The 16,109-nt window shown below is 68.7% G+C and carries 16 protein-coding genes; 14 read left to right on the top strand and 2 right to left on the bottom strand.

What is annotated here, in order from left to right; translation table 11 throughout:
• Positions 1-2 precede the first annotated feature (2 nt).
• Together RQG77_RS03815 and RQG77_RS03810 are read left to right on the top strand one after the other, a co-directional pair.
• Positions 3-755: an MIP/aquaporin family protein gene (locus RQG77_RS03815; RefSeq protein WP_311243518.1), complete on the top strand. Its 753-nt coding sequence runs from the start codon at positions 3-5 to the stop codon at positions 753-755.
• 11 nt (positions 756-766) lie between these two features.
• Positions 767-2,149: an FAD-dependent oxidoreductase gene (locus RQG77_RS03810; RefSeq protein WP_311243517.1), complete on the top strand. Its 1,383-nt coding sequence runs from the start codon at positions 767-769 to the stop codon at positions 2,147-2,149.
• Between the two features lie 174 nt (positions 2,150-2,323).
• Here the strand turns inward: RQG77_RS03810 and RQG77_RS03805 are convergent, their stop codons facing one another.
• A complete protein-coding gene (locus RQG77_RS03805; RefSeq protein ID WP_120230188.1) occupies positions 2,324-2,635 on the bottom strand; it encodes a thioredoxin family protein in 312 nt (103 codons plus the stop codon).
• A 146-nt stretch (positions 2,636-2,781) separates the two neighbouring features.
• Here RQG77_RS03805 and RQG77_RS03800 point away from each other — a divergent pair, with 146 nt between their 5' ends.
• Together RQG77_RS03800 and RQG77_RS03795 are read left to right on the top strand one after the other, a co-directional pair.
• A complete protein-coding gene (locus RQG77_RS03800) occupies positions 2,782-3,141 on the top strand; it encodes a helix-turn-helix transcriptional regulator (protein WP_201468909.1) in 360 nt (119 codons plus the stop codon).
• Positions 3,138-3,785, top strand: a complete 648-nt coding sequence (locus RQG77_RS03795; RefSeq protein WP_120227539.1) for a cation diffusion facilitator family transporter — start codon at positions 3,138-3,140, stop codon at positions 3,783-3,785. Before RQG77_RS03800 ends, RQG77_RS03795 begins: the two co-directional genes overlap by 4 nt.
• A 202-nt stretch (positions 3,786-3,987) precedes the next feature.
• Here RQG77_RS03795 and RQG77_RS03790 read toward each other — a convergent pair whose 3' ends face one another.
• Positions 3,988-4,557 carry a TetR/AcrR family transcriptional regulator gene (locus tag RQG77_RS03790; protein ID WP_311243516.1) on the bottom strand — a complete coding sequence of 190 codons (570 nt, stop codon included), beginning with the start codon at positions 4,555-4,557 and terminating at the stop codon, positions 3,988-3,990.
• A gap of 146 nt (positions 4,558-4,703) precedes the next feature.
• On the opposite strand from RQG77_RS03790, the gene RQG77_RS03785 reads away from it, so the two are divergent.
• From RQG77_RS03785 to RQG77_RS03740, 10 genes are all read left to right on the top strand, one after another.
• Positions 4,704-6,362: a CocE/NonD family hydrolase gene (locus RQG77_RS03785; protein WP_311243515.1), complete on the top strand. Its 1,659-nt coding sequence runs from the start codon at positions 4,704-4,706 to the stop codon at positions 6,360-6,362.
• A complete protein-coding gene (locus tag RQG77_RS03780) occupies positions 6,359-6,793 on the top strand; it encodes a DUF3237 domain-containing protein (protein ID WP_311243514.1) in 435 nt (144 codons plus the stop codon). Before RQG77_RS03785 ends, RQG77_RS03780 begins: the two co-directional genes overlap by 4 nt.
• Before the next feature lie 145 nt (positions 6,794-6,938).
• Positions 6,939-8,588, top strand: coding sequence for an ABC transporter substrate-binding protein (locus RQG77_RS03775; protein ID WP_311243513.1), 1,650 nt, complete (start codon positions 6,939-6,941; stop codon positions 8,586-8,588).
• Between the two features lie 30 nt (positions 8,589-8,618).
• Positions 8,619-9,566 carry an ABC transporter permease gene (locus RQG77_RS03770; protein ID WP_311243512.1) on the top strand — a complete coding sequence of 316 codons (948 nt, stop codon included), beginning with the start codon at positions 8,619-8,621 and terminating at the stop codon, positions 9,564-9,566.
• Entirely contained in the window at positions 9,563-10,426 is an 864-nt protein-coding gene (locus RQG77_RS03765; RefSeq protein WP_311243511.1) for an ABC transporter permease, read from the top strand. The genes RQG77_RS03770 and RQG77_RS03765 overlap by 4 nt, the downstream gene beginning before the upstream one ends.
• The gene (nikE, locus tag RQG77_RS03760; protein WP_311243510.1) at positions 10,423-12,123 is read left to right on the top strand and encodes an ABC transporter ATP-binding protein; all 1,701 of its coding nucleotides are present in this window, start codon (positions 10,423-10,425) and stop codon (positions 12,121-12,123) included. The genes RQG77_RS03765 and nikE overlap by 4 nt, the downstream gene beginning before the upstream one ends.
• On the top strand, positions 12,120-12,587 hold the full coding sequence (locus tag RQG77_RS03755; RefSeq protein WP_311243509.1) for a DUF3237 domain-containing protein: 468 nt from the start codon (positions 12,120-12,122) through the stop codon (positions 12,585-12,587). The genes nikE and RQG77_RS03755 overlap by 4 nt, the downstream gene beginning before the upstream one ends.
• Positions 12,588-12,645: 58 nt before the next feature.
• The gene (locus tag RQG77_RS03750; protein WP_311243508.1) at positions 12,646-14,268 is read left to right on the top strand and encodes an amidohydrolase; all 1,623 of its coding nucleotides are present in this window, start codon (positions 12,646-12,648) and stop codon (positions 14,266-14,268) included.
• A 71-nt stretch (positions 14,269-14,339) separates the two neighbouring features.
• Complete coding sequence (locus RQG77_RS03745) at positions 14,340-15,584, top strand: flavin-dependent oxidoreductase (protein WP_311243507.1); 1,245 nt, start codon at positions 14,340-14,342, stop codon at positions 15,582-15,584.
• Positions 15,581-16,078 carry a DUF3237 domain-containing protein gene (locus RQG77_RS03740; RefSeq protein ID WP_311243506.1) on the top strand — a complete coding sequence of 166 codons (498 nt, stop codon included), beginning with the start codon at positions 15,581-15,583 and terminating at the stop codon, positions 16,076-16,078. Before RQG77_RS03745 ends, RQG77_RS03740 begins: the two co-directional genes overlap by 4 nt.
• Positions 16,079-16,109: the final 31 nt, after the last annotated feature.

The raw sequence follows: 16,109 nt of genomic DNA, 5'->3' as shown, positions 1-16,109 counted from the left end.
ACATGAAAACACCTCACCCCGCCCTCGCACGGCCACACCTTCTGCGCCGAGCTACCGCCGAGTTCCTTGGAACTGGTCTGCTCGTCACTATCGTGGTGGGTTCCGGTATCGCCGCGCAGCGGTTGTCCCCGGATGATGTCGGCCTCCAGCTGCTGGAGAACAGCCTGACCACTGCCCTCGGTCTGACGGTGCTGATCCTGATGCTCGGGCCAGTGTCTGGCGCGCACTTCAACCCCGTGGTGACGGTCGCGGACTGGCTGCTTGGCCGCAGCGCCAGCACCGGGCTTCCGTTGCGCGACGTCGCTGCGTACGTGCTCGCGCAGATCTTCGGCGGCATCGCCGGCACCCTGCTAGCGGGGGTCATGTTCGACACCGGCCCCGGGTTCTCGTCCAACGACCGGGCCACAGGCGGGCACCTTGTCGGGGAAGTGGTCGCCACTGCAGGGCTCGTGCTGCTGATCTTCGCTCTCGCCCGCACCGGAAAGGGGTCGGTCACGGCCGCCGCGGTCGGTGCGTACATCGGCGCGGCCTACTGGTTCACCAGCTCCACATCGTTCGCGAATCCCGCCGTCACGATCGCTCGCATGTTCACCGATACGTTCGCCGGTATCGCACCGTCGTCTGTGGCGCCGTTCATCGCTGCACAGCTCGTCGGGGCTGCCATCGGCCTCGCAATGCTCCTCGCCCTCTATCCAATCGCCGCCCGCACGGCCGGCGACGTCGTGGTTCCTCAGAAACTCGAAACCCAGCCCTGAAAGGCGCCTTCATGCATCTTGTAGCGATCGGCGGAAGCGACGCCGGAATCTCCACCGCCCTCCGGGCCCGTGAACTCGACCCGTCCGTCGATGTCACAGTCGTCGTGGCCGACGCCTACCCGAACTTCTCGATCTGCGGCATCCCGTACTACTTCTCCCGGGAGGTGCAGCCCTGGCAGTCGCTCGCCCACCGCACCCACGCGGATCTCGAAGCCACCGGCATGAACCTCCGGCTTGACACCCTCGCCACCAGCATCGACGTCGACAGCCGCCGGCTCACCGTCCGCGACGCCGACGGCACGGAATCGACCATCCCGTACGACGAGCTCATGGTCGGCACGGGGGCAGCGCCGTCGACAGCCGGAATATCAGGGCTTGACCAGCTCGGCCCCGACGACGGCGTGCACCTGCTGCACTCGATGGGCGACACGTTCGCGCTCGAGAAGTACCTCGACGAGCATCAGCCCGAGACGGCGATCATCGTCGGAGCTAGCTACGTCGGCCTCGAGATGGCCGAAGCCCTCACTGTGCGCGGCCTCCAGGTCACCCAACTCCAGCGCGGCCCCGAAGTCCTCTCCACCCTCGATCCCGAACTCGGTTCCCTCGTACACGACGGACTCACCCGCCACGGCGTCGACGTCCTCACCGATACCCGCGTCGAAGCTGTCACACGCGACGCAGGACGAATCACTGTTGCAGGAACCCGAGACGGTGACCCGTTCTCCCGCACCGCTGACGTGGTGCTCGTCGTCGTCGGCGTACGGCCCAACACCAGCCTTCTCACCGCAGCCGGTGCAACCACGGGCGCGGGCGGCGCTGTGGTCGTCGACGATCGGATGCGCACCGGCCTGCCGCACGTTTGGGCGGCCGGCGACGGAGTGGTCACTCATCACCGCCTCCTCGGTGTCACGTATCTCCCGCTCGGCACGACCGCCCACAAGCAAGGCCGCGTCGCGGGCGAGAACGCGATCGGCGGCGACGCGCAGTTCGCCGGGAGCCTCGGCACGCAGGTCGTGAAGGTCTTCGACCTCGTTGCAGCTCGCACGGGCCTCCGCGACCACGAAGCAGCTGCCGCAGGCTTCGCACCACACAGTCACACCGCGATCGCGGATGACCACAAGCGGTACTACCCGGGAGCGACGCCCATCAGCATCCGCATCACCGGAGACACCCGAGATGGCCGTCTGCTCGGCGCGCAGCTCGTCGGTACCCGCGGTGCGGAGATCTCGAAGCGCGTCGACACCTATGCCACAGCGCTGCATCACGGGATGACGGTCGCGGCGATGAGTGATCTCGACCTCTCCTACACCCCTCCGCTCGGCTCCCCGTGGGACGCCGTCCAGGTCGCAACCCAGGCGTGGGAGCGCGAAACTCGGACGAGCGCTTTGGTCTAAGTCGCCCTGAGGCCGGCTCCCGCGCCGAGAGCCTAGCTAGGCAGGTGGTCCCGGCGGAGGCGCAGTGCTACCCACCAACCGCATCGTCGACAGATGAAAGCACCCCCGTCGCCTAGGGCGTGCAGTTTCTTTCGTGGCAGATGCCGGCCGCAGCACGTGCAGGCGGTATTGAGTTCAGTCGACATGAGCGTCGATCGCCTCTCGGATCTGTTCAACCGTCGGCATTCCCGCTAGCCCAGTGGGTGTGCTGTAGATACGGCAGGCCAAATCGCTGCTGCGATCCGAACCCGGGAAAAGATCGTTCCCATTCAGGGTGATCGTCGGGGAGCCTGCAAACGGGACTGCTGCGGCGTCTTCTTCGGTTCGTATGAGCCGGTAATGCAGAGTTGATTCGTCGCGCCCTGTCGCTCGGAGCGCCTCCGAAACGCGACGGCCAGCCTCAACCCAACTGGGGCAATCAGCGATGTGTAGCAGCTCGATCTTCATGGTTCCAGGATCCTCTTTTTCGATGCTCAATCTCGGTAGGTAGGTGCCCCTGCTGGAAACGATGAGCATGTGTCTCCGTTCACAGGTGCCCGGCGGCTGACGAGTATGCTTTGAGCATAGGTCACTGATGACTGTATAGTCATCGTATGCTGACTATTGCCTCTCGGCTCGACGTGATGAACCGTCTCGGTCGGGCCATGGCTGATCCCACCCGTTCCCGCATCTTGATGTCGCTGCTCGATGCACCGAGCTACCCGGTGGTCTTGTCCCGGTCCCTTGAGCTGTCCCGGTCGAATGTCTCGAATCACCTGACATGCCTCCGTGATTGCGGCATCGTAGTCGCGGAGCCCGAGGGGCGGCAGACGCGCTACGAGATCGCAGACCCGCACCTTGCAGCGGCTCTGAAGGCACTGGTCGACGTAACGCTGGCCGTGGATGAGAACGCACCATGCGTTGATGCCTCTTGCGCCGTTCCCGGATGCTGCGCTGTCGGAGCAGACGCATGAGCGCGCCGATGACGGCAGCACGGCGATCGACACTGCACCGTCGGGTGCGCTTCATCGTCGGGTTCACGATCTCGTACAACGTCATTGAGGCGATCGTCGCGATCTGGGCGGGAACCCTGGCATCGTCAGCCGCGCTGATCGGCTTCGGACTCGACTCGGTTGTCGAGGTGCTATCCGCCGCGGCGATCGCTTGGCAGTTCACCCGGAAGGACCCCGAGCGCTGGGAGAAAGTCACCGTTCGAGCGATCGGACTGGCGTTCTTTGCTCTCGCTGCTTACGTCACCGTCGACGCGGTGATGAGTCTGATTAGCCAGGAAGGCCCGGAACACAGCCCCCTCGGACTGGGCATCACCGCCCTGAGCCTAATCGTCATGCCGCTGCTGGCATGGTTCGAAGTACGCACCGGACGTGAACTCGAATCCAAGAGCGTGATGGCCGACGCGAAGCAACTGATCCTGTGCATCTATCTCTCAGGCGCAGTGTTCATCGGCCTCATCCTGAACACGCTGTTCGGCTGGTGGTGGGCCGACTCCGTCGCTGCACTCGTCGTCGCCGTTCTCGCGATCCGTGAAGGCATCGAAGCATGGCGCGGGGACGTCGAGTCTCCGTTCGAGGTACTCGAAGATCTCGACAACGACGACTGACACCAGGCTGAACCTCTGCCCGCCGCAAACGATCGTTTGCGGCGCACCAGTCTGATCGGCGGTATCCCCGTGCGACACGCCGACAGTCGCCAGCCGGAACTCCCCGCCGAAACCTGATCCGCCGGAACGTCGGCATCTGCGTTTTCGGCAGGCCACCACGATCACCATCGGCAGAGAACGGCGACCACCTCGCCACCGAACCTCAGAGCGCGGCGAGCAGCGTCTCGACGGCCCGGCGCACCCGGGCGGTGCGGACCTCGTCGGGGTCGAAGTCGCCCATGAAGACGTTGCCGAGCGCGGCCGAGAGGGTGCCGTCGGCGACGAGCTCGCAGGTCGCCGCATCCGCCTTCGGGTACTCCGCGGCGGCGAGCTCGGCGAGGGTGGTTCGCGTGTGACCGTACGCCTCGGTGAGCACCTCGGCGATCGGCGGGTTGGTGCGCGAGAGCTCGACGAACCCGAGGACGACCGCGTTCTCGGTATCTGATCGGGTGAACTCCTCGCCGAACAGGTAGTCGAGCGCGTCGGTGAACGTCACCAGCGTCGACGGCAGGATCGTCAGGGTGCCCGTCTCGTCGGCGAAGACGTGCCGCGCGGTGTCGGCGAGCAGCTGATCGCGATTGCCGACGAAGTGGCGCACGTGTCCGCGCGACATTCCGGCGGCCTCCGCGATGCGGTCGAGCGAGGTGCCGGCGATGCCGTGCTCCGCCACGGTCTGCAACGTGGCCTCGATGATCTGGTCGCGGCGTTCTGCGGCCACGGTCGGACGTGCCATCGGTCCCCCTTTTCCCTGCATCAGCAGGATACATAGATGTTACAAGTTTTTAGTCTAGTCAGACTTGACTATTAACTTCCACGGACTTACGTTGTGATTCATCGAGCACCGCGGCCTCCCCGGCGCCGAGGTCCAGAAGGAGAGTCATGACCAGCTTCATCCGCATCCCCGCGGCTCCCGAGAGCGATCTGGCACGCCCCGCCCGCGTCCGGATGCGCGACGGAGTGCTGCTCGCGGCCGACGTCTACCTCCCCGCCGACGGAGGCGACGCGGCCGGCGACACCATCCTCATCCGCCTCCCCTACGACAAGAGCGGCAGCTACACCTACATCCCCCTCATCGCCGAGTACCTGATGGCGCACGGCTACCGCGTGGTCGCTCAGGACGTGCGGGGCAAGTTCCGCTCCGAGGGTGAGGCACTGCTCTTCGTGAACGAGGTGCGCGACGGCGAGGACACCCTCGACTGGATCGTGCAGCAGCCCTGGTCGAACGGCCGGGTGGCGATGTGGGGCGACAGCTACTACGGCTACACGCAGTGGGCTGCGGCCGCGACCGGCCACCCCGCGCTCAAGGCGATCGCACCCCGCGTCACGGGAACCGGCCTCGGCGAGCCCGTGCATCGCGCACCCGGCGAGCGCACCTCGAACGTCGAGTGGACCATCACCTACCTGTATCCGGTCAGCCACTTCCACGGCAACGACACCTACATGTGGGAGCCCGACTGGACGCGACGCGACTTCGCGGCACAGGTCGAGGAGTTCCTCGCCGAAGCCGGCGAGCGCTCGATCTCGTACGACCAGTGGTACCCGCGCCCGGTGCACCTGCCCCGGTTCCCCCTCGGCTCACCCTTCGCCGCGCGCTCGGTTCCGGCGCTGCACACGATCGGCTGGTGGGACAACTGCTCGCCCCTGTCGTGGGCCGACGTCGCGGACATCACGAAGAACCCGGCGTGGGCCGCGCACCATCACCTCCGCATCGAGTCGATCGATCACGAGGGCTACGAACTGCAGAGCGACCCCGCCGACCGCGTCGCCGAGCGCACCGACGAGCAGATCCGCGCCCTGCTCCCCCGCACCCTCGACCCCACGCTCGAGTTCTTCGAGGTGTACGTGCGCGGCAACGGCACCCCCGCCGACATCCCCGCCGTGCGGTGGAACCTCGCCGGCACAGACGAAGAGCGGACGGATGCGGCGTGGCCGCCCGCCGGCATCCGCACCGTCGCGCTGCAGGCGACAGCCGAGGGAGGGCTCACGACGGATGCCGCGGCGCAGCCGACCGAGGCGACGTGGACGCACGACCCCGACGACCTCGTGCCGTCGAGTGCAGAGGACGCCTTCTCGTTCCTGCTCGAGCTGCCCGACGAGGCACCGATCGGCGCCCGCGACGACGTGCTCGTCTTCACCTCCGCTGCGGTCGAGGCCGATGTCGACCTCGCCGGCCCCGTGACCGCCACCGCGACCGTCCGCTCGGACGGCCCCGTGATGGATCTGTTCGTCCGACTGCTCGATGTCTCACCAGACGGCACGGCACTGCGCATCGCCCGCGGGCAACGCCAGGTCACCGGCGCCACAGAACCCGCGGCCCTCGACCTCGATCTCGGTCAGGTCGGGTACCGGCTGCGCGCCGGACACCGCCTGCGCGTGCACGTGTCGAGCAGCGACTACCCCGAGTTCGTGCCGCAGACCGGCACGGGCGCCGACCCCTGGGCCTGGGGTCCGACGGCGACGAACCTGCAGCACCTCACGATCGGTGGATCCGACGGCCTCACGATCCACCTTCCCGTCCTGGATGGAGAACTGTCATGACTGCTCCCGCCGCTCTGCCCGAGCCGATCCTCGAGTACGCCTTCGAGATCCGCGTCGACGTCGACACCGACATCCACCTGGGTCGTGGCCCGCACGAGGTACTCGCCTTCACCCCCATCACCGGCGGCACCGTCGACGGCCCGCTGCTGCGCGGCACCGTGATCGCCGGCGGCGGCGACTGGTCGGTCGAGCGCGACGGCACCTTCCAACTCGAAGCGCGCTACCTGCTGCGAGCCGACGACGGTGCGGCGATCGACATCCTCAACCGCGGCTACTACCGCGAAGAACCAGACGGCACGTCGTACTTCCGCACCGCTCCCGTCTTCCAGACCGACGCACCGGCGCACAGCTGGCTGAGCCGCAATCAGTTCATCGGCCTGGCCCGCGACGAAGACGAGCAGATCTGCATCCGCGTCTACGTCGTCAGATGAGTCGCAGCACCCGCACTGACCGCACCACCTGCACTGCCTGAACCACCCGCACTCCCTGCACCACCCGCTCCACCAGCACTGCCTGCACCACCACTCCTGGCGGGGTCGACGACGCCCCCGCTGCACGCACCTGAGAGGACCCGACATGACCCGCACCACCCGACGCCGACTCGTCGCCGCCGCCGCCCTGGCGACAGTGACCGTTCTCGCCGCCACCGCCTGCGCTCCGCGCACCGGCACGACCGACTCCTCACCGGAGAAGATCGACGCCTCCTCCCTCGTCACCGCGCTGCCCGCAGCCACCACCGCCGTCGATGAGGTCACCTGGGCGGTCGTCGAGGGCGAGCCTCAGACGCTCGATCCCTCGTCATCGGCCAACATCATCATCCCGAACCTCTGCGACAGCCTGCTCACGGTCGAACCCGACTTCACTCTGGAGTCCGGCATCGCCGAGAAGGCCGAGTGGGTCGATCCGGTGACCTTCGAGATCACCGTCCGAGACGGCGTCACTTTCTGGGACGGCACCCCCGTCACCGCGGCGGATGTCGCCTACAGCCTCGAGCGCAACCGCACTCCCGCGTCGCAGTGGTACGCCGCCTTCGCACTGATCTCGAGCATCGAGATCTCGGGCGACGACACCGTGATCGTGCACTTCACGGCACCCGACACCACGTTCCGCGACGCGCTCGGAGGCGGAGGCGGCGCCGTCATGAGCAAGGCCTTCGGCGACACCGTCGGTCAGGATCTGGGCACCTCCGGCGGCGGCCTGATGTGCGCGGGTCCGTACCAGCTCGAAGACTGGACGCCCGGAACCGAGATCTCGGTCACGGCGAACCCGGACTACTGGAACGGTGCGCCGCTCACCGAGCGCATCCGCTTCGTCTTCGTGACCGACGGCGCCACTCTCACCTCGGCCCTCACGGCCGGAGAGATCGACGGAGCATTCAACGTGCCCCCGGGGTCGCGTCAGAGCTTCGAAGCAGAGGACGGCGAGGGTCGTCTGATCGCCGGACCCTCCACAGCCTCGTACAGCTTCGGTCCGACCTCCGCCGACAGCGCAGCCGCCGACCCGCGGGTGCGCCAGGCGCTGAGCCTCGCGATCGACCGCAGCGTCTACATCGACACCGTGCTGCAGGGCCTCGGCGAGGTGCAGAAGACGATCGTCCCGCCGTTCGTGTGGAGCGGCATGGAGGCGAAGGACACCTACCAGGATGCCTACGACGCTCTCCCCTCCCCCGAGGTCGACCTCGATGCGGCCAAGGAGCTGATCGCCGAATCCGGCATCGACACCTCGGTGCCGCTGGTGCTGGCTGTTCCTGCCGGGGCCAAGGAGTTCTCGCAGACGGCATCCATCGTCCAGAGCGCGGCGAAGGACATCGGCCTCACGATCACGATCGACGAGCGTCAGCCGGCCGACTTCGGGGCGCTCTTCTACACTCCCGAGCTGCGCGAGGGCATCGACTTCGTCGCCACCACCGGCTACCTCGAGGTTCCCGGCGTGCTCGGCTACCCGCAGCTGTTCATGCTGCCGGCCGAGATCGGCGGCATCTTCAACTGGTCCGGCTACGCGAACGACGAGGTGACGGCCGACCTCCAGGCGGCACGCACCGCGACGGATGCCACGACCGCGGCCGACGCGTTCGTGAGCGCTCAGGAGATCTTCGCCCCCGATCAGCTGCAGGTCACCCTCGCCGGGGCGTACCAGCTCACCTACCTGTCTGACGACCTCACCGGCATCACCACCTCTGTCGCGATCTACAGCTCCCCCTGGGCGCTGCACCTCGGCGGCGAGTGAGTCGTCAGAGACCACGGAACGGACCACATCATGATCAGGACGTTGCTCGGCAAGCTGGGCGGTCTCACGCTCACGCTCTTCCTCGCCAGCGTCGTCATCTTCTCGGCGCTGCTGCTCACGCCGGGAGACCCGGTGACGGCACTGGCGGGCGGAGCACGTCCGACCCCGGAGCTCATCGCGGCGATCCGCGCGGAGTACCGGCTGGATGACCCGGTGTGGCTGCAGTACGTCCACTGGCTCGGCGGCGTCATCACCGGCGACTTCGGTCGATCGTTCGTCTACAAGACCGATGTCGCCGAGCTCGTGGGCGCACGGTTCGGGGTGACGTTCCAGCTGGTGCTGCTGACCACCGCCCTCATCGCGGTGTTCGGCCTCGGCTCCGGCATCCTCGCCGCGATCAGCAGCCGCCGCACCGACATGGTGGTCTCGGTCAGCACCTCGCTCGGCATGGCCCTGCCGACGTTCATCGTCGCGATCCTGCTGATCTGGATCTTCGCCACCTCGCTCGGCTGGTTCCCCACGTTCGGCGCCGGTGAGGAAGGCCTCGATCGGCTCTGGCACCTGGTACTGCCTGCGGTCTCGCTCGCGCTGATGTTCATCGCGTACATCAGCCGGGTGACCCGCAGCGCCCTGGTCGCCCAGCTGCACTCCGAGCACGTCGAGACGGCCCGCGTCCGAGGGATCCCGTGGGGGCGGGTCTTCCGCCGGCACGTCTTCCACAACGCGGCTCCGCAGATCCTCGCGATCTCCGGCACGACGATCGCCGGCCTCTTCGCCGCCTCGGCCATCGCCGAGCAGGCCTTCGGGCTCGGCGGCATCGGATCGCTGCTCACCGAAGCTGCCGCCCGCAAGGATCTGCCGGTCGTGCAGGTCGTCTCCCTGCTGCTCGTCGCCCTGTTCGTCGTGCTCAACGCGATCGCCGACCTGTTGGCCGCCGCCATCGACCCCGACTCCGCAGGAACCAGGAGGAACGCATGAGCGTCGGTCAGCTCGCCGCGGGGCGCATCCCCGCAGCCACTCGTCGGCTCGCCCGCCGAGACCCCCTCGTGGTCGTGGCCGTCGTCGTGCTCGCCGCCGTCGCCGTGATCGCGATCGCCGGCCGATGGCTCGCCCCGTACTCACCCGACCAGCTGTATGCCGGGCCGACGAACGGCCCCGCCTCACTCGACCACCTGTTCGGCACCGACGACCTCGGCCGCGACATCCTGTCGAGGGTGCTGGTCGGCGCATCCGCGAGCGTCGTCGCCCCGGTGATCGTCGTGCTGCTGTCCACCACCCTCGGCCTCACGCTCGCCATCACCTCGGCCTGGTTCGGCGGCGTCGTGCGCGGCACGATCGCCCGGCTGATCGATGTGATCTTCGCGATCCCCGGCCTGGTGCTCGCCGTGCTCGCGGTCGCGATGTTCGGCAAGGGACTGGTCGCCCCCGTCGCCGCTCTCTCGATCGCGTACATCCCGGTCGTCGCCCGATTGGCCCAGACGGCGGCATCCCGAGAGCTCGGCCGCCCCTACATCGCCGCGCTACGGGTGCAGGGCGTCTCGAGCGCCGCGATCTGCTTCCGCCATCTGATCCCCGCGCTGATCCCGGTCGTCGCGGCTCAGGCGACCATCGGATTCGGCTACGCGATGCTCGACCTCGCGGCGATCTCGTTCCTCGGCCTCGGCGAGCAGCCGCCCGCCGCCGACTGGGGTTCGATGATCGCCGGCGGCCAGGCCGCGATCCTCGCCGGGGCACCCGAGCAGTCGCTGTTCCCCGCCCTGTTGATCGTCATCACGGTGCTCTCGGTCGGCATCATCGGCGCCCGCACCACCACCTGGGCAGAGGAGAAGGAACGATGACGACACCCGTGTTGGAACTGCAGGGTCTCGAGATCGGGATGCCGACGCCCGAAGGCCCCCGCACCCTCGTGCACGACTGCACGCTCGACGTCGCCCTCGGCGAATCGGTGGGCCTGGTCGGCGAGTCCGGCTCGGGAAAGACGCTCAGCGTGCGAGCGATCGCCGGCCTCCTGCCTGAGACCTTCACCACCGGAGGCACGATCCGCGTCGAAGGTCAGGACCTCGCGGCCCTCGATGAGAGAGGACGCCGCGAGCTGCGGGCGCTGCACATCGGCATGGCCTTCCAGACGCCGCGTGCACACCTGAATCCGCTCCGGACGATCGGCGACTTCCTCACCGAAGCGCTGGTCACGGTCGCCGGGTTCACTCCCGATGCGGCCGAGCGGCGAGCCGTCGAGCTGCTCGACGAGGTGGGAGTCCCCTCTCCCGCCCGGCGGCTGCGACAGCGACCGGCCGAGCTGTCGGGCGGACTCCTGCAGCGCGTGATGATCGCGTCGACCCTGGCGATGGACCCTCGGCTGCTGCTCGCCGACGAGATCACCACCGCCCTCGACGTCACGACGCAGGAAGAGGTCATGGCCGTGATCGGCGACCTGCGCCGCCACCGCGACCTGTCGCTGCTGTTCATCACGCACGATCTCGCTCTCGCCGGAGCGGTGTGCGATCGAGTGGTCGTCATGAAGCAGGGCCGCACGATCGAGACGCTGCGCGGATCGAGCATGCGCGCGGATGCCACCGAGGACTACACCCGCATCCTGATGTCGGCCTCGCTCGACGCCGTGCCCCTGGCGCCCCCTGCTCCCGTGGCCGAACCCGCATCCGAGCCGCTGCTGCGTGTCGACGGGCTGAAGAAGTCGTTCCGGGTGCGCGCGGCGCACGGTCGAGGGCACGACATCCTCACCGCAGTCGACGACGTGTCGTTCGCCCTCGCGGCCGGTGGGTCGCTGGGCATCGTCGGGGAGTCCGGATCGGGCAAGTCGACCACCGCCCGCGTGATCTGCGGCCTCGAGCGCGCCGACGCCGGCACCGTGCGCGTCGCCGGGCACGACTGGAGCGCACCGGCAGCATCCGGCGCCGAACGCCGCACCCGCGCGAAGACCGCCCAGATGGTGTTCCAGGATCCGTACCAGTCGCTCGATCGACGCCAGACCGTGCGGCAGTGCCTCACCGAGGCGATCCGCGTGCACCGCCGCGACGACGACCGCGCGGCACTCGCGGCACGGGTATCGGCGCTGATGGAGTCGGTGCACCTCGACACCGCCCTGCTCGATGCGCGACCCCGGTCACTCTCGGGCGGGCAGCGCCAGCGCGTCGCGATCGCGAGGGCCCTCGCCGCCGAACCGCGCATCCTCGTGCTCGATGAGGCCGTGTCGGCGCTCGACGTCACCACGCAGGTCGAGATCCTGTCGCTGCTCGAACGCATCCGTCTCGACACGGGCGTCGCCCTGCTGATGATCACCCACGACCTCACCGTCATCCGCCGCCTGTGCGACGAGGTCGTCGTCATGCGCGACGGTCGCATCGAGGAACGCGGCGATACCGGAACCGTGCTCGACGACCCCCAGGCTGAGTACACACGTCTGCTGCTGGACTCGATTCCGGGCGACGGCTGGGTACCGCAGCGGCGCATTCCCGTGCGCACGACCCCGATCCCCACGATCGGGCTCGACCGACCGACGAAGAGGAGACGGCGATGACCGACACCGAGCTGATGACCCCCGCGTTCGAGTACTGCTTCGAGCTGCAGGTCGAAGTGACCCCACCCCAGCGGATCGGCCGAGGCGAGGGCGGCGAGTTGCACTTCACCGCGATCACCGGCGGGCGACTCTCCGGACCCCGCGCCGAGGGGCGAGTGGTGCCCGGCGGCGGCGACTGGTGGGTCGATCACGGCGTGACGACCCAGCTCGACGCGCACTATCTGATCGAGATCGACGGACACCTCGTCGATGTCGTGAACCGCGGCTACTGGCGGGCGAACGAGGCGGCCATCGCCCAGTTCCAGGCCGGCGGCCAGCCCTCCGAGCAGGATCTGTACTACCGCACGGCGTTCGTCTTCCAGACGGATGCCGAGCCGCTGCGCTGGCTCGCCGAGTCGCAGTTCGTCGGCTACGCACGACCCGGAGACGACCAGGTCGTCATCCGCGTGTTCCGAGTGGTGTGACGAGATGATCGACGAGCAGGACCCGAGCGGCGAGGCCGCAACGACGAGAGGCACGACCATGACCCGCACTTCATCCGCCGACGTGTGCATCGTCGACGGCCGCGTCTTCGACGGCCGGATCGGCACCGCCGACACGGCCATCGCGATCCGCGGCGAGCGCATCATCGCGATCGGGACCGACGACGAGATCCGTGCCCTCGCAGGGCCCGACACCCGCGTGATCGACGCGGCAGGCGGCGGCATCCTGCCCGGGTTCGTCGACGCGCACATCCATGCGGCGTTCGCCGGTGTCGAGCGGCTCAGCTGCGACCTGACCTCGGCGACGAGCGTCGACGAGACGCTGTCGCTGATCGCGGCTGCGGCCGCGACGACGGATGCCGAGTGGATCACCGGCGGCGGCTGGAGCCACGAGCTGTTCCCCCACCCGACGAGGCAGATGCTCGATGCGATCGTGCCGGACCGCCCTGTGGCGCTGAGCGATGCGGGGCACCACACGCTGTGGGTCAACTCGCGCGCACTGGAGCTCGCCGGGGTCGACCGTGACACTCCCGCACCCCCGAACGGACACATCCATCACGACGAGCAGGGCGCCCCCACCGGCTACCTCAACGAGACGGCGGCAGAGCTCGTGGGGCGGATCGTGCCGCCGAGCACGGATGCCGAGATCGCGGCCGGTCTTCTCAACGCGCAGGAGTTCCTGTGGACTCTCGGAATCACCGGATGGCATGAGGCGATCCTCGGCGAGTACAACGGCAAGGCCGACTGCACGGGCGCATACCTGGCGACCATCGCCGACGGCAGTCTGCGCAGCCGCACCTCGGGTGCGCTCTGGGTGCCCCCTGGCACGACGGCCGTGCAGGTGCCGGCGCTGGTCGAGCGCTTCGTCGCGCTGCGTGCAGCGAACGCCGCGGCGGGCTTCGACACGTCGACCGCGAAGGCGATGGTCGACGGCGTGCCCCACGGCGAGACCGCGGCGCTGCTCGAGCCCTACTGCAGCCACGCGGGCAGCGGGGAGCTGCACATCGATGCCGAAGCACTCGAGGCGCTCGTCGTCTCGCTCGATGCCGAGGGCTTCGCGATGCACCTGCACATCATGGGCGACCGTGGAGTGCGCGTCGCGCTGGCCGCGGTCGAGGCTGCTCGCCGCGCCAACGGCACCGGTCAGCGCCACCACTTCGCGCACCTGTCGATGGTGCACCCCGACGACGCCCGCCGCTTCGGACCGCTCGGCATCACCGCGAACATCCAGGGACTGTGGGCAGCCGTCGATCCGGCCGTCGTGCCGATGATCGGCGATGCCCGCATGCGCGCCGGCTATCCGTTCCGCGCGATCGCCGACAGCGGGGCCGCGATCGCCATGGGATCGGACTGGCCGGTGTCGCCCGCCGACCCGTGGCTCGCGATCCACGTGGCCGTCAACCGCACGCTCCCCGGCCCCGACGGCACGCCGAGCGAACCGCTCGACGCCACCCAGCGACTCTCGCTCACCGAGGCCCTCGCCGCCTACACGAGCGGATCCGCCGAACTCGTGCTGGGCGGAGGAGGGATGCTCCGCGTCGGCGCCCGCGCCGACATCGCGGTGTCGACCGTCGACCCGTTCGCGATCCCGACCGAGGCGCTCATCAGCGTGGGCACCGCCGTCACGGTCGTCGGCGGTGACGTCGTGCACGTTCGCGACTGAGAGCCGCACCGCCCATCCACCCGCTGCGGCACACCGCCGCAGATCACACGCAGCATACACAGGAGAGATCGATGAAGATCATCATCATCGGCGCAGGGATCGGCGGACTCGCCGCAGCGATCAGCCTGCACGAGGCCGGACTGCACGACGTCACCGTCTACGAGCGCAGCACCGCGATCCGCGGACTCGGCGTGGGCATCAATCTGCTGCCGCACGCCCTGCGCGAGCTGACCGAGCTCGGCATCGCCGACACCATCGCCGAGTTGGGTGTCGAACCCCGCACGCTGGCGTACTACAACCGCTTCGGGCAGCCGATCTGGCATGAGCCGCGCGGCCTCGACGCCGGGTACCGCTGGCCGCAGCTCTCGGTGCACCGCGGCCGTCTGCAGCTCACCCTGCGCGACCTCGCCGAGGCGCGTCTCGCCGAGCCCATCCGCCTCGATCACCGCCTCGCCGGCGTCGCCGCGAACGACGACGGCACCGAGACGGCGACCTTCGAGACGTCCTCCGGCACGGTCGAGGCGACCGCCGACGTGATCATCGGCGCCGACGGCATCCACTCGGCATTGCGCGCACTGCGGTACCCGAGCGAGGGTGCGCCGCCCTGGGGCGGGCTGACGCTGTGGCGTGGAGTGACGCGCATCCCCGCGTTCCTCGACGGCCGCACCATGATCATGGCGGGCGACGCCGACCAGAAGTTCGTCGCCTACCCCCTCGCCCCGGTCGAAGCAGACGGGCAGATGCTGGTCAACTTCATCGCCGAACGCCGCGTGGAGGGCACGGGCGACGCCGACTGGAACCGGGCGAGCGATCCCGCCCCGATCGCCGAGCTGTTCCGCGAGTGGAGCTTCGACTGGCTCGACGTGCCGACAGCGATCGCCACGGCCGACGAGATCCTCGAATACCCCATGGTCGACCGCGACGCCCTGCCGCAGTGGACGTTCGGGCGCACGACACTGCTCGGCGACGCCGCGCACGCGATGTACCCGAACGGATCCAACGGCGGATCCCAGGCGATCCTCGACGCCCGCACCCTCGCCTTCCATCTGGCCAGTGCCTCCGACATCGATGAGGCGCTCGCGGGATACGAGGCCGCTCGACGCCCGGCCATGACGGCGCTGCTCGCGAGCACCAGGGCGACCGGTCCCGAACGCGTCATGCAGCTCGCGGCCGAGCGCGCTCCCGAGGGATTCGACGACATCGACGACGTGATCCCGTTCGCCGAACGCGAGCAGATCGCGACCGGGTACAAGACCGCGGCCGGCTTCCTGCCGTCGGTCCTGAACGAGCGCGCGTCGCTCACCCCGGTCGCATGAGCGTCAACGGCGTGGGCGCCTCCGACCTGCACGAGCTGCTTCCGGTGCCCACCTTCGAGTTCGCCTTCGACGTCACCGTCGACCTCGGTCCGCTCGAAGACCACGGCAGCACGAGCGTCGGCCACCGACGCGTCGTGCCGATCCTCGGTGGGCGCATCACCGGCGCCGTCGACGCCGAGATCCTCCCCGGTGGCGCCGACTGGCAGATCGTCCGCCCCGACGGCACGATCGAGATCGACGGACGCTACTCGGCACGAACAAGTGACGGCGACCTACTGCTGCTGCACGCGAAGGGGCTCCGCACCGGAACCCCCGACGTGCTCGAGCAGCTGCGCCGCGGCGAGGACGTCGGCCCCGGCTCGTACTACTTCCGCACCACGGTGCAGATCGAGACGTCGGCACCGTCGCTCGCACACCTGCAGCGTTCGCTGTTCCTCTCAGCCGCCCAGCGGCAAGCGGATGCCGTGCGCTACCGCGCCTACCGGGTGGGGTGACCCCGACCGCCTCGTCAGGCGACCACTGGGC

Source organism: Microbacterium sp. WCS2018Hpa-23, assembly GCF_031843845.1.
In the GTDB taxonomy this organism is placed as follows: domain Bacteria; phylum Actinomycetota; class Actinomycetes; order Actinomycetales; family Microbacteriaceae; genus Microbacterium.
This window is presented reverse-complemented; position numbering and strand designations above follow the sequence as displayed.